The following is a 13,444-nucleotide window of genomic DNA, read 5'->3' as shown; positions in this document are numbered from 1 at the left end:
GCTGGTGGCACCGGGCGACGAGAAGCCGCGGAGCTGACCGGAGGCAGGTCTTCCGTACCACGGTAGGACGGCGGGCGGGGTGGTCATCCACCCCGCCCGCCGTGCGTCCGTCCCACCCCCGCGCCGGCAGGCCGCCGGCCGACCCGGGTCGGGTCGGACCCAGCGGTGGGTGGGTGGGGTCAGGCTGGCAGAGTGGAGGGGTGAGTCGCACCCCGCAGGGCCAGCGCGCCGGCCTGGACAAGTCGCCACCCGAGGTCGCCGCGATGTTCGACGGGGTGGCCGCCCGTTACGACCTGACCAACACGGTCCTGTCCTTCGGGCAGGACCGGTCGTGGCGACGGGCCACCCGGGCGGCGCTCGGGCTGCTCCCCGGCGAGCGGGTGCTGGACGTGGGTGCCGGCACCGGCGTGTCGACGCAGGAGCTGGCCCGCTCCGGGGCGTACGCGGTGGGCGCGGACCTGTCGCAGGGCATGCTGCAGGCCGGCCGGCGGGTCCGTCCGGAGGTGCCGCTGCTGGCCGGGGACGCGCTGCGGCTGCCCTTCGCCGACGCCTCGTTCGACGCGGTGACGATCTCCTTCGCCCTGCGTAACGTCAACGACCCCGACGCGGCCCTGCGGGAGCTGGCCCGGGTGACCCGGCCGGGCGGGCGGCTGGTGGTCTGCGAGTTCAGCACGCCGGTGAACCCGGCCTTCCGGACGGTCTACCTGTCGTACCTGATGCGGTCGTTGCCGACGGTGGCCCGGACGGTGTCCAGCAACCCCGACGCGTACGTCTACCTGGCCGAGTCGATCCGGGCCTGGCCGGACCAGGCGGCCCTGGCGGCGCGGGTCGGTGCGGCCGGTTGGGGCCGGGTGGCGTGGCGCAACCTGACCGGCGGGGTGGTGGCCCTGCACCGGGCCGTCCGAACCTGACCGAGGGTGAACGACATCTTTCCCTGATGTCCATATTTATCGCTTTTCGGCGCGTAAGCTCCCCGGCATGACCGGAGTAGTGCCCACCGACCCGACGGCCCTCGGCGACGACGATGCCGCCGAGCTGGTCGCCCAGCTCAGAGAGTTGGCCGGCGCGGACCCGACCGAGGTCCGTCAGGTGGTGGCCGAGGTGCTGGGTGCCCTCGACCGGGCGGCCGGCGGAGCGCTGCGTGACCACCTGCCGGCGGCGATCCGGCCCGAGGACGGGCTCGACGTCGCCCGGCACTGAGGGACGAACCCACCCCGACCGGCATGTTTCCAGGAAGTTAGGTACCCCTCACCCGGCAGCGGAGTAACCACGGTCATAGACTCCAACCCGATCGGGCTTGTGAAGCATTTCACGAGCGTGCGGGAGGAGGCGCAGATGACTTCGGTGGAGAACGACGCCGACGTGATCGTGGTGGGCGCCGGTCCCGGCGGATCGGCGACGGCGTACCACCTGGCGCGGCACGGCGTACGCGTGCTGCTGCTGGAGAAGACCGAGTTCCCCCGCGAGAAGGTGTGCGGGGACGGGCTCACTCCCCGGGCGACCCGGCAGCTCATCCGGATGGGCGTGGACACCTCGCCCGAGGCCGGCTGGCTGCACAACAAGGGCCTGCGGGTGATCGGCGGCGGGGTACGCCTCGAACTGGACTGGCCCGACCTGGCCAGCTTCCCCAACTACGGCCTGGTCCGCACCCGGCTGGACTTCGACGACCTGCTCGCCCAGCGGGCGGTCTCCGCCGGTGCCGAGCTGCGGACCAACGTCAACGTCATCGGCCCGGTGCTCGACGGCGACGACCGGGTGGTCGGGGTGACCGCCGAGGTCGGCCCCGACCGGGAGCCGGCCACCTTCCACGCCCCGCTGGTGGTCGCTGCGGACGGCGTCTCCGGCCGGTTCCCGCTCGCCCTCGGCCTGGCCAAGCGGGAGGACCGGCCGATCGGCGTGGCCGTGCGGCGTTACTACCGCTCACCGGCCAAGCACGACGACGACTACCTGGAGTCCTGGCTGGAGCTGCGCAGCAAGGACAGCGACGCGCTGCTGCCCGGCTACGGCTGGATCTTCGGCCTCGGTGACGGCCGGGTCAACGTCGGCCTCGGCGTGCTCAACTCCTCCTCCGCGTTCGGCAAGACGAACTACCGGCGGCTGCTCACCGACTGGCTGGCCAACACCCCGGCGGACTGGGGGATGACCGACGAGGCGAACGCCGACGGCCCGATCCTCGGCGCGGCGCTGCCGATGGGCTTCAACCGGGTGCCGCACTACACCCGGGGGGTCCTGCTGGTCGGCGACTCCGGCGGCATGGTCAATCCGTTCAACGGCGAGGGCATCGCGTACGCCATGGAGTCCGGCGAGCTGGCCGCCGAGGTCATCGTGCAGGCACTGGCCCGGCCGGCCGGCCCGGAGCGGGAGCGGGCGCTGACCGCGTACCCGCAGGAGCTGAAGGCCCGGTTCGGTGGCTACTACCGGCTCGGCGGGATCTTCGTCAAGCTGATCGGCCGGCCCGAGGTGATGCGGATGGCGACCAAGCACGGCATGCCGCACCCGATGCTGATGCGCTTCGTGCTCAAGCTGCTGGCCAACCTGACCGACCCGCGCGGCGGGGACGCGATGGACCGGGTCATCAACGCGATGACGAAGGCGGCCCCGGCCGTCTAGACCGACCCGCCCGAGGCCAACGGCGGTCGCGGGCGGGACAAGAGATCGACCCCCGCTGACGGACGTCACGGTGGATGTGAATAGTGTGAATTTTGTCAAGCACCTGGGGCAGGGGAAGGACGAGCAGGAGAAAAGATGTCGCTCTCGCCTTACGCACCGATCATCGGGCTGTTCGCCCTCGCCGCGGCGTTCTCGCTGTTCTCCGTGGCCGCCGCCCGCTTCGCCGGTCCCCGGCGCTACAACAAGGCCAAGCTCGAGGCGTACGAGTGTGGGATCGAGCCCAGCCCGCAGCCGGTGGGCGGGGGGCGGTTCCCGATCAAGTTCTACCTGACGGCGATGCTCTTCATCGTCTTCGACATCGAGATCATCTTCCTCTACCCCTGGGCGGTCTCCTTCGACGCCCTGCCGATCTTCGGCTTCGTGGAGATGGTCCTGTTCATCGTCGCGGTCTTCGTCGCGTACGCCTACGTGTGGCGGCGCGGCGGGCTGGACTGGGACTGAGGGAGGAACGTCAGATGGGCATCGAGGAGAAACTCCCCGCCGGCGTCCTGCTCACCTCCGTGGAGAAGCTGGTCAACTGGTCGCGGAAGTCGTCCGTCTGGGGCGCCACCTTCGGCCTGGCCTGCTGCGCCATCGAGATGATGGCGGCCGGGGGCCCGCACTACGACATGGGCCGCTGGGGCATGGAGGTCTTCCGCGCCTCGCCGCGCCAGGCCGACCTGATGATCGTGGCCGGCCGGGTGAGCCAGAAGATGGCCCCGGTCCTGCGCCAGATCTACGACCAGATGGCCGAGCCCCGCTGGGTGCTCTCCATGGGCGTCTGCGCCAGCAGCGGCGGCATGTTCAACAACTACGCGATCGTCCAGGGCGTCGACCACGTCGTCCCGGTCGACATGTACCTGCCGGGCTGCCCGCCCCGCCCCGAGATGCTCATCGACGCGATCCTCAAGCTCCGCGAGAAGATCATGTACGAGCCGCTGGGCCCGAACGGCCGCAAGATGCAGGCGGCCCGCCTGGAACGCGGCGACGTGCCCGTGGTGCCGTACGGCTCGATGCCGTCGTCGTACCGCAACGACAAGGCCCGCCGTGCCGAGTGGACGAAGGCTGTCCGCGAGGGGCGCGAGGAGCAGTTGCGGATCGAGAACTGGATGAACGCCCAGAACCACCTCCAGTCGCAGAGGGGCCCCAAGTGAGCGCGAGGAGTGCAGCGAAGCGGAGCCCCATCCGCCCGCGCGAGGAGCGCGAGGAGCGAGCCCCGCAGTCGCGGGCAGGGGACGACGCAGTCGCGAACGGAGGGCAGGCACGGTGACCGCGCCGAACGACAGGAAGAACGACGGCGGGGTGCCGGTACCCGTCACCCCGGCCGGTGCGACCAGCGGTGCTCCCGCCGAGCTGCCGCCGTCCAGCCCCGCCGGGCGTGGCATGTTCGGCATGCAGGGCACCGGCGACGTGTCCGGCTACGGCGGCCTGGTCCGCCACCGCACCCCGATCGAGGAGGCCCCCCGGCCGTACGGGGGCTACTTCGACGAGGTGCGCGACGCGCTGGAGGAGGCGTACCCGCAGTTCGGCGACGCGATCGAGAAGGTCGTCGTCGACCGGGGCGAGCTGACCCTGCACGTCCGCCCGGAGCGGATCGCCGAGGTGTGCCAGGTGATGCGGGACGACCTCGCGCTGCGCTTCGAGCTGTGCTCCTCGGTGTCCGGAGTGGACTACCTCGGTGCCGACGAGCGCCGGCTGCACGTGGTCTACCAGCTCACCTCGATGACCTACCGGCGTCGGGTCCGGCTGGAGGCGGCAGTCTCCGCCGAGCACCCGCACCTGCCCAGCGTCACCGCCGTCTACCCGACGGCCGACTGGCAGGAGCGCGAGGCGTACGACATGTTCGGGGTCATCTTCGACGGCCACCCCAACCTGACCCGGGTCCTGATGCCCGACGACTGGGAGGGCCACCCGCAGCGCAAGGACTACCCGCTCGGCGGCGTCCCCGTCGAGTACAAGGGTGCCGAGATCCCGCCGCCGGACCGCAGGAGGTCGTACCAGTGAGCGCGAGGAGTGCAGCGAAGCGGAGCCCCGCAGTCGCGAACGGAAGGCTGGCGCAGTGACCACGTCCAACTACGCGACCGAGCGGGAGACCACCGAGGGCCGGGTCTTCACCGTCACCGGTGGGGACTGGGACCAGGTCGTCTCCGGCACCGACCCGATCAACGACGAGCGGATCGTCGTGAACATGGGTCCGCAGCACCCGTCGACGCACGGCGTGCTCCGGCTGATCCTGGAGCTGGAGGGCGAGACGGTCCGCGAGGCCCGCTCGGTCGTCGGCTACCTGCACACCGGCATCGAGAAGAACCTGGAGTACCGCAACTGGGTACAGGGTTCGACGTTCGTGACCCGGATGGACTACCTCGCCCCGATCTTCAACGAGACGGCGTACAGCCTCGCGGTGGAGAAGCTGCTCGGCATCACCGACGACATCACCGAGCGGGCCACCACGATCCGGGTCCTGATGATGGAGCTGAACCGGATCTCCTCGCACCTGGTCTGGCTGGCCACCACCGGCATGGAGCTGGGCGCGATCTCGATCATGCTGTACGGCTTCCGTGAGCGGGAGTACATCCTCGACATCTTCGAGACCATCACCGGCCTGCGGATGAACCACGCGTACGTCCGTCCGGGCGGGGTGGCGCAGGACGTCCCGGACGCCGCGATCGTCAAGATCCGCGAGTTCCTCGCGATGATGCCGAAGAAGCTCAAGGAGTACGAGGACCTCCTCTCCGGGCAGCCGATCTGGACCGAGCGAACCCAGGGCGTCGCGGTGCTCGACGTGACCGCCTGTGTCGCGCTCGGCGTCACCGGCCCGGTGCTGCGCTCCGCCGGCCTGGCCTGGGACCTGCGCAAGACCATGCCGTACTGCGGCTACGAGACGTACGAGTTCGACGTGCCGACCCACCCGGACGGTGACGTCTGGGGCCGCTACCTGGTCCGGCTCGCCGAGATCCGGGAGTCGCTCAAGCTGGTCGAGCAGGCGTTGGACCGGCTGCGGCCGGGGCCGGTGATGGTGGCCGACCGCAAGATCGCCTGGCCGGCGCAGCTCGCCATCGGCGTGGACGGCATGGGCAACTCGCTGGAGCACGTCGCCAAGATCATGGGTCAGTCGATGGAGTCGCTGATCCACCACTTCAAGCTGGTCACCGAGGGCTTCCGGGTCCCGCCGGGCCAGGTGTACGTCGGCATCGAGTCGCCCCGGGGCGAGCTGGGCGTGCACGCGGTCTCCGACGGTGGCACCCGGCCGTACCGGGTGCACTACCGGGAGCCGAGCTTCGTCAACCTCCAGGCCCTCCCGGCGATGGCCGAGGGCGGCCTGATCGCCGACGTGATCGCCGGTGGCGCCTCGCTGGACCCCGTGATGGGTGGTTGTGACCGATGACGACGTTTACTGAAGAGACCCGGGTCCGGGCGCGGGAGATCATCGCCCGGTACCCGGCCGACCGGTCCCGCTCGGCGTTGCTGCCGCTGCTGCACCTGGTGCAGGCCGAGGAGGGCTACGTCTCCCCGGCCGGGGTGGCGTTCTGCGCCGAGGTGCTGGGGCTGAACAAGGCCCAGGTCGGCGCGGTGGCCACCTTCTACACCATGTACAAGCGCCGGCCCACCGGTGACTACCTGGTCAGCGTCTGCACCAACACCATGTGCAACGTGCTCGGCGGGCAGGAGGTCTACGACACGCTCGCCGAGCACCTCGGCGTCGGGCACGACGAGACCACCGCCGACGGGAAGATCACCCTGGAGCACGCCGAGTGCCTGGCGGCGTGCGACTACGGCCCGGTGATGACCGTCAACTACGACTTCTTCGACGGCGTCGACCCGCAGGGCGCGGTCGGTGTGGTGGACGAGTTGCGCGCCGGTGGCCGGCCGATGCCGACCCGGGGTGCCCGGCTCTGCACGCTCAAGGAGATGGCGGTGCAGCTCGCCGGCTTCGCCGACGAGCGTGAGGGCGCGGTCGCCGACGGCGGACCGGGCGAGGCCACCCTGCGTGGCCTGCGCCTGGCCGAACAGCACGGCATCACGGCACCGGGCTACGACCCGAAGACCCCGATCCGCAGCAAGGCCGAGGCCGACCGGGCCGCCGCCGAGGCCAAGGCGAAGGCCGAAGCCGCCAAGGCTTCCGCGCCGGCCACCCCGGCGGCGAAGCCGGAGCAGGTCACCGGCAGCACCGCGCCGGACGTGAAGGCCCCGGACGACAAGTCGCCGCAGGTGCGTACCGCCGAGACCCGGCAGCCCGACGCGGCCACCGCCGTGCCGGACGCCCCCGGCACCCGGGTCCCGACCGACGGCGCGCCACCGGCCACCCGCGACGCGCAGGCGGCGCAGGCGGCCGGGGTGGCCGCGAACGCCCCCGCCGGTGACGGCAAGCCCGCCGGCGACGAGGCCGGCGCGCAGGAGCGCAACCTCAAGGAAGCCGAGGCGGAAACGGGCGCTGCGGGCGCGGGCTCCGCCGTCGCGAGCGAGACGGGGGCCAAGAAGTGACCACTCCCCGGCCGGAGACCCTGGCCAAGCTGACCCCGGTGCTGACCCGCCGCTGGCTCTCCCCGGACGCCTGGCGGATCGGCGCCTACGAGAATCTCGACGGCTACGCCGCGCTGCGTAAGGCCCTCAAGGCCCACCCGGACGACCTGATCCAGCTGATCAAGGACTCCGGGCTGCGTGGGCGGGGTGGCGCGGGCTTCCCCACCGGCCTCAAGTGGGGCTTCATCCCGCAGGGTGACGGCAAGCCGCACTACCTGGTGGTCAACGCCGACGAGGGCGAGCCGGGCACCTGCAAGGACCTGCCGCTGATGACCCACGACCCGCACTCGCTGGTCGAGGGGGTCATCATCGCCTCGTACGCGATCCGGGCCAGCCGGGCCTACATCTACATCCGGGGCGAGGCGGTGCACGCCGCCCGCCGGCTGCGTAACGCGGTGGCCGAGGCGCAGGCCAAGGGCTACCTCGGGCGCAACATCCTGGGCACCGGGTTCGACCTGGAACTCGTGGTGCACTCCGGTGCCGGGGCGTACATCTGCGGCGAGGAGACGGCGCTGCTGGACTCGCTGGAGGGGTTCCGGGGTCAGCCCCGGCTCCGCCCGCCGTTCCCGGCCACCCACGGCCTGTACGCCAGCCCGACGGTGGTCAACAACGTCGGCACCATCGCCAGCGTGCCGTACATCGTGCTGGGCGGTGCGGACTGGTGGAAGTCGATGGGCACCGAGAAGTCGTCCGGGCCGATGATCTACTCACTGTCCGGCCGGATCGCCAACCCGGGTCAGTTCGAGTGCGGCCTGGGCGTCACCCTGCGCGAGCTGATCGAGCTGGCCGGCGGGATGCAGCCCGGTCACCAGCTCCGGTTCTGGACGCCCGGTGGCTCGTCGACCCCGCTGCTCACCGCCGAGCACCTGGACGTGCCGCTGGACTTCGAGGGGGTGGCGGCGGCCGGCTCGATCCTGGGCACCACGGCCACCCAGATCTTCTCCGACCAGGACTGCCCGGTCTACGCGACCTACCGGTGGCTGGAGTTCTACCACCACGAGTCGTGCGGCAAGTGCACCCCGTGCCGCGAGGGCAACTACTGGATGGTCCGGGTCTACCGGCGGATCCTCGCCGGCCAGGGCACCCACGAGGACCTGGACACCCTGCTCGACACCTGCGACAACATCCTCGGCCGCTCGTTCTGCGGTCTGGGTGACGGCGCGACCAGCTCGGTGACCTCGTCGTTGCAGTACTTCAAGCAGGACTACCTCGACTACATCGAGGGGCGTACCGCGCCGAAGCTCTCCGACAAGCAGCTGGTTGGAGCCCACTGATGACCGACGTGGCGAAGGCCGCCGAGACCGTAACGCTCACCATCGACGGCGTCGAGGTCACCGCCCCCAAGGGGGCGCTGCTGATCCGGGTCGCCGAGCAGTTGGGCACCGAGATCCCCCGGTTCTGCGACCACCCGCTGCTGGCCCCGGCCGGCGCCTGCCGGCAGTGCCTGGTCGAGGTGGAGGGGCAGCGCAAGCCGGTCGCCTCCTGCACCCAGACCGTCGCCGAGGGCATGGTGGTCCGCACCCAGCTCACCTCCCCGGTCGCCAAGAAGGCGCAGGAGGGGGTGATGGAGCTGCTGCTGGTCAACCACCCGCTGGACTGCCCGATGTGTGACAAGGGTGGTGAGTGCCCGCTGCAGAACCAGGCGATGTCCACCGGCCGTACCGACTCGCGCTTCCACGAGCACAAGCGGGAGTACGAGAAGCCGATGGAGATCAGCACCCAGGTGCTGCTCGACCGGGAGCGCTGCGTGCTCTGCCAGCGCTGCACCCGGTTCTCCGAGGAGATCGCCGGCGACAAGTTCATCGACCTGATGGGCCGGTCGTCCGCCGAGGAGATCAACATCTACCGGGACGACGCGTACGGCGCGGAGGGCGACGAGGGTGACGTCCCGTTCAACTCGTACTTCTCCGGCAACACCGTGCAGATCTGCCCGGTCGGTGCGCTCACCGGGGCGCAGTACCGGTTCCGGGCCCGCCCGTTCGACCTGGTCTCCAGCCCGAGCGTCTGCGAGCACTGTTCGGCCGGCTGCGCGCAGCGCACCGACTGGCGGCGGGGCAAGGTGCTGCGCCGCCTCGCCGGGGACGACCCGCAGGTCAACGAGGAGTGGAACTGCGACAAGGGGCGGTGGGGCTTCCAGTACACCCGCGCCTTCGACCGGCTCACCTCCCCGCTGGTCCGCGACGAGAAGTCCGGTGAGCTGCGGGAGGCGTCCTGGAGCGAGGCGCTGACCCGGGCCGCCGACGGGCTGCGGGCCGCCCGCGACGAGGGTCGCGGCACGGCGGTGCTGACCGGCGGCCGGCTGACCGTCGAGGACGCCTACGCGTACGCGAAGTTCGCCCGGGTCGCCCTGAACACCAACGACATCGACTTCCGGGCCCGGCCGGTCTCCCGCGAGGAGTCCGACTTCCTGGCCAGCACCGTCGCCGGGGTCACCGACGTGACCTACGCCGACGTGGAGAAGGCGTCCTCGGTGGTGCTGGTCGGGCTGGAGCCGGAGGAGGAGTGCCCGATCCTCTTCCTGCGGCTGCGCAAGGCGTACCTGAAGAAGAAGCTGACGGTCTACGCGATCGCCCCGTTCGCCACCCGGGGCCTGGAGAAGCTTGGGGCCAAGCTGGCCCGGGTGGTGCCGGGCGAGGAGGCGAGCGTGCTCGCCGAGCACGACACGGTGGCCGAGGCGCTGAGCGCCGAGGGCGCGATCCTGTTCGTCGGCGAGCGGCTGGCCGGCGTACCCGGTGGCCTCTCCGCCGCCGCGGACGTCGCCCGGCGTACCGGTGCGAAGCTGGCCTGGGTGCCGCGGCGCGCGGGTGACCGGGGTGCGGTCGACGCGGGCTGCCTGCCCAACCTGCTGCCCGGCGGGCGTCCGGTGACCGAGCCGTCGGCCCGCGCCGAGCTGGGCGAGGCGTGGGACATCCCGGCCGGGGTGATCCCCAGCCAGGCCGGTCGGGACACCGACCAGATCCTGGCCGCCGCCGCGCACGGTCAGCTCGGCGCCCTGGTGGTGGCCGGCGTGGACCCGGCCGACCTGGCCGACCCGAGGCTGGCCGAGCAGGCGCTCGACGCGGTGCCTTTCCTGGTCAGCCTGGAGCTGCGCAACTCGGCGGTGGCCCGTCGGGCCGACGTGGTGCTGCCGGTGGCCCCGGTGGTCGAGAAGGCCGGCAGCTTCCTCGACTGGGAGGGCCGGCTGCGCACCTTCGAGGCGGTGCTGCACACCGCCGCGATGACCGACGCCCGGGTGCTGGACGCGCTCGCCGCGCAGCTCGACGTCCGGCTCGGCACCGGCGACGTGTCGAGCATCCGCCGGGAGTTGGGCGCGCTGCCGCCGACCCGGGCGGACCGGCCGGTCAGCCCGTCGGTAGCCCCGGCGACCGTGCCCCAGCCGGGTGCGGGCGAGGCGGTGCTGGCGACCTGGCACCAGCTGATCGACCTGGGCAGCCTCACCGACGGTGACGAGCACCTCGCCGGCACGGCCCGTCCGCCGGTGGTCCGGCTGGGCAAGGGCACCGCCGAGACGCTCGGCGTGGCCGACGGTGACCCGGTCACGGTGGGCACCGACCGGGGTGCGGTCACCCTGCCGGCGGCCATCACCGAGATGCCCGACGGCGTCGTCTGGCTGCCGACCAACTCGCCCGGTTCGACCGTACGGCGCAGCCTCGGCGTGGCGTCCGGCACGGTGGTCCGGATCTCCGGAGGTGCACAGTGAACACCCTCCTGGCGCAGGACCCGACACTGGCGGACTTCGGCAGGGACCCGTGGTGGCTGGTCCTTATCAAAATCGTCTTTGCCTTCGTCTTCGGTCTGCTCGCCACCCTGCTCGGCGTCTGGTTCGAGCGGCGGGTCGTCGGCTACATGCAGGTCCGGCCCGGCCCCAACCAGGTCGGCCCGTTCGGCCTGCTGCAGACCCTCGCCGACGGCCTCAAGATGGCCTTCAAGGAGGACATCCTCCCGAAGGCCGCCGACAAGGTGGTCTACTTCTTCGCCCCGGTCATCTCGGTGGTCTGTGCGGTCACCGCGCTGTCGGTGATCCCGTTCGGCCCGATGGTGAGCATCTTCGGCCACCGGACCCCGTTGCAGGTCACCGACGTGCCGGTGGCGGTGCTGGTGCTGCTGGCCTGCTCGTCGCTGGCCGTCTACGGCATCGTGCTCGGCGGCTGGGCCTCCGGCTCGACGTACCCGCTGCTCGGCGGCCTGCGTTCCAGCGCCCAGATGATCTCGTACGAGGTCGCGATGGGGCTGAGCATCGTCGCGGTGTTCATGACCGCCGGCACCATGTCCACCAGCGGGATCGTCGCCGCCCAGGGGGACGCCACCCGGCTCACCATCGGCGGCGTCGAGATCCCCGCGCCGGGCTGGTACGCGATCCTGCTGCTGCCCAGCTTCATCATCTTCTTCATCGCCACCGTCGGTGAGACCAACCGGGCGCCGTTCGACCTGCCCGAGGCGGAGTCGGAGCTGGTCGCCGGCTTCATGACCGAGTACAGCTCGCTGAAGTTCGCGCTGTTCATGCTCTCCGAGTACGTCGCCATGGTGACCATGTCCGCGGTCACCACGACGCTGTTCCTCGGCGGTTGGCGGGCCCCCTGGCCGATCACCCTGTGGGCCGACGCCAACACCGGCTGGTGGCCGATGCTCTGGTTCTTCGGCAAGGTGCTGATGCTGGTCTTCGTCTTCGTCTGGCTCCGGGGCACTCTGCCCCGGCTGCGCTACGACCAGTTCATGCGCTTCGGCTGGAAGGTGCTGCTGCCGATCAACCTGGTCTGGATCCTCGTCCTGGCCGGGCTGCGCTCCATCGAGGACTGGCAGTCGCGGGACCGGCTGCTCGCCACCGCCATCGGCGCGGGCGTGCTGCTGCTGGCGACGCTGCTGTGGCCGAGCCGCAAGCCGGCCCCGAAGCCGACCCCGCAGGAACAGGCCGACAACCGGCCGTACGGCAGCTTCCCGCTGCCCCCGCTGGATCTACAGGTACCACCGAGCCCGCGTACCAAGCGCGTGGTCGCCGAGCGGGAGCCGGCCAACATCGCCACCGGCTCGGACTCCAGGGAGGTGTGACGTGGGCACGATCACCGGAACGTTCAAGGGCTTCGGGGTCACCTTCTCGCACATGTTCAGGAAGGTCGTCACCACCGACTACCCGTTCAAGCCGCCGGTCTCGGCGCCGCGCTACCACGGGCGGCACATCCTCAACCGGCACCCGGACGGCCTGGAGAAGTGCATCGGCTGCGAGCTGTGCGCCTGGGCCTGCCCGGCGGACGCGATCTACGTCGAGGGCGGCGACAACACCGACGAGCAGCGTTTCTCGCCGGGTGAGCGGTACGCCAGCGTCTACCAGATCAACTACGCCCGGTGCATCTTCTGCGGGCTCTGCATCGAGGCCTGCCCGACCCGTTCGCTGACCATGAGCAACGAGTACGAGCTGGCCCGGGACAACCGGCAGGACCTCATCTTCACCAAGGAGCAGTTGCTCGCTCCGCTGCTCGAAGGCATGGAGCAGCCGCCGCACCCGATGCGGCTCGGTGACAGCGAGAAGGACTACTACGTCGGCGCGCTGACCAACCCGGGCACGTCGGCAGGTGCCGAGCAGTCGCCGATGGGGCCCGGCCGCTACCAGGTCGAGGAGCACCCCGGGGTGACCTTCCCGGGTGCCGAGCAGGCGGCCCAGCGGGCGGCGGGCAAGGGAGCCGGAGCATGAACACGTCCACGGTGCTCGCCGCGGCGGGCCAGGTGTCCGGGGGTGAGGAGGTCACCTTCTGGATCCTCGCCCCGTTGGCGCTGATCGGCGCGATCGGCATGGTCTGGGCGCGCAACGCCGTGCACTCGGCGCTGTTCCTGGTGCTCACCATGCTCTGCCTGGGCGTGTTCTACGTGCTCCAGGCCGGGCCGTTCATCGGCATGGTGCAGATCATCGTCTACACCGGCGCGATCATGATGCTGTTCCTGTTCGTGCTGATGCTGGTCGGCCGGGACGCCTCCGACTCGTTGATCGAGACGCTGCGCGGCCAGCGGGTCGCCGCGGTGGTGCTCGGGCTCGGCTTCGCCGGGCTGGTCGGCACCGGCCTGTACCGGGCGCTGAACGGGGTCACCGCCGTCGGCCTGGACCAGGCCAACGCGGAGGGCAACGTGCAGGGCATCGCCCGGCTGCTGTTCACCAAGTACGTCCTGGCCTTCGAGCTGACCTCCGCGCTGCTGATCACGGCGGCGATCGGGGCGATGGTGCTGGCGCACATCGAGCGGCGCAAGGAAGACAAGATGGACCAGGTCGCCACGATGAAGGCCCGGT

The 13,444-nt window shown here is 71.0% G+C and carries 13 protein-coding genes; all 13 read left to right on the top strand.

Annotated features, from left to right (window positions below; genetic code table 11):
- Positions 1 to 200: 200 nt before the first annotated feature.
- Positions 201 to 911, top strand: a complete 711-nt coding sequence (locus ACOJTC_RS19375) for a demethylmenaquinone methyltransferase (RefSeq protein WP_357925449.1) — start codon at positions 201 to 203, stop codon at positions 909 to 911.
- Between the two features lie 67 nt (positions 912 to 978).
- Positions 979 to 1,200: a hypothetical protein gene (locus tag ACOJTC_RS19370; protein ID WP_204925766.1), complete on the top strand. Its 222-nt coding sequence runs from the start codon at positions 979 to 981 to the stop codon at positions 1,198 to 1,200.
- A 135-nt stretch (positions 1,201 to 1,335) separates the two neighbouring features.
- Positions 1,336 to 2,610 carry a geranylgeranyl reductase family protein gene (locus tag ACOJTC_RS19365; protein WP_204925767.1) on the top strand — a complete coding sequence of 425 codons (1,275 nt, stop codon included), beginning with the start codon at positions 1,336 to 1,338 and terminating at the stop codon, positions 2,608 to 2,610.
- Positions 2,611 to 2,745: 135 nt separating this feature from the next.
- Positions 2,746 to 3,111: an NADH-quinone oxidoreductase subunit A gene (locus tag ACOJTC_RS19360; RefSeq protein WP_067300536.1), complete on the top strand. Its 366-nt coding sequence runs from the start codon at positions 2,746 to 2,748 to the stop codon at positions 3,109 to 3,111.
- A gap of 14 nt (positions 3,112 to 3,125) precedes the next feature.
- Positions 3,126 to 3,803 (top strand): NuoB/complex I 20 kDa subunit family protein, encoded by a 678-nt coding sequence (locus ACOJTC_RS19355; RefSeq protein WP_088646158.1) that lies wholly within the window; start codon positions 3,126 to 3,128, stop codon positions 3,801 to 3,803.
- Between the two features lie 112 nt (positions 3,804 to 3,915).
- Positions 3,916 to 4,653, top strand: coding sequence for an NADH-quinone oxidoreductase subunit C (locus tag ACOJTC_RS19350; RefSeq protein ID WP_363650140.1), 738 nt, complete (start codon positions 3,916 to 3,918; stop codon positions 4,651 to 4,653).
- Between the two features lie 55 nt (positions 4,654 to 4,708).
- A complete protein-coding gene (locus tag ACOJTC_RS19345) occupies positions 4,709 to 6,034 on the top strand; it encodes an NADH-quinone oxidoreductase subunit D (RefSeq protein ID WP_204925769.1) in 1,326 nt (441 codons plus the stop codon).
- A complete protein-coding gene (gene nuoE, locus ACOJTC_RS19340; protein WP_420117935.1) occupies positions 6,031 to 7,131 on the top strand; it encodes an NADH-quinone oxidoreductase subunit NuoE in 1,101 nt (366 codons plus the stop codon). Before ACOJTC_RS19345 ends, nuoE begins: the two co-directional genes overlap by 4 nt.
- Entirely contained in the window at positions 7,128 to 8,444 is a 1,317-nt protein-coding gene (gene nuoF / locus ACOJTC_RS19335; RefSeq protein WP_363650146.1) for an NADH-quinone oxidoreductase subunit NuoF, read from the top strand. Before nuoE ends, nuoF begins: the two co-directional genes overlap by 4 nt.
- A complete protein-coding gene (locus ACOJTC_RS19330; protein ID WP_420117934.1) occupies positions 8,444 to 10,870 on the top strand; it encodes an NADH-quinone oxidoreductase subunit G in 2,427 nt (808 codons plus the stop codon). Before nuoF ends, ACOJTC_RS19330 begins: the two co-directional genes overlap by 1 nt.
- A complete protein-coding gene (nuoH, locus tag ACOJTC_RS19325) occupies positions 10,867 to 12,216 on the top strand; it encodes an NADH-quinone oxidoreductase subunit NuoH (protein ID WP_204925773.1) in 1,350 nt (449 codons plus the stop codon). Before ACOJTC_RS19330 ends, nuoH begins: the two co-directional genes overlap by 4 nt.
- 1 nt (position 12,217) lies before the next feature.
- Positions 12,218 to 12,856, top strand: coding sequence for an NADH-quinone oxidoreductase subunit NuoI (nuoI, locus tag ACOJTC_RS19320; protein WP_204925774.1), 639 nt, complete (start codon positions 12,218 to 12,220; stop codon positions 12,854 to 12,856).
- Positions 12,853 to 13,444: NADH-quinone oxidoreductase subunit J (locus ACOJTC_RS19315; RefSeq protein WP_420117933.1), on the top strand; the 592-nt coding region annotated here is incomplete at its 3' end. The genes nuoI and ACOJTC_RS19315, both read left to right, overlap by 4 nt.

Origin of the sequence: Micromonospora sp. (assembly GCF_048594385.1) — a bacterium.
Taxonomy (GTDB): domain Bacteria; phylum Actinomycetota; class Actinomycetes; order Mycobacteriales; family Micromonosporaceae; genus Micromonospora; species Micromonospora wenchangensis.
Note: the sequence above shows the minus strand (reverse complement) of the source record. Positions and strands in the feature narration are given on the sequence as shown.

Bases quoted from the DNA above. Each gene is read 5' to 3' on its own strand.
- ACOJTC_RS19360 (WP_067300536.1), top strand. From the start codon at position 2,746: ATGTCGCTCTCGCCTTACGCACCGATCATCGGGCTGTTCGCCCTCGCC.
- ACOJTC_RS19370 (WP_204925766.1), top strand. From the start codon at position 979: ATGACCGGAGTAGTGCCCACCGACCCGACGGCCCTCGGCGACGACGAT.
- ACOJTC_RS19365 (WP_204925767.1), top strand. From the start codon at position 1,336: ATGACTTCGGTGGAGAACGACGCCGACGTGATCGTGGTGGGCGCCGGT.
- ACOJTC_RS19355 (WP_088646158.1), top strand. From the start codon at position 3,126: ATGGGCATCGAGGAGAAACTCCCCGCCGGCGTCCTGCTCACCTCCGTG.
- ACOJTC_RS19330 (WP_420117934.1), top strand. From the start codon at position 8,444: ATGACCGACGTGGCGAAGGCCGCCGAGACCGTAACGCTCACCATCGAC.
- nuoE (WP_420117935.1), top strand. From the start codon at position 6,031: ATGACGACGTTTACTGAAGAGACCCGGGTCCGGGCGCGGGAGATCATC.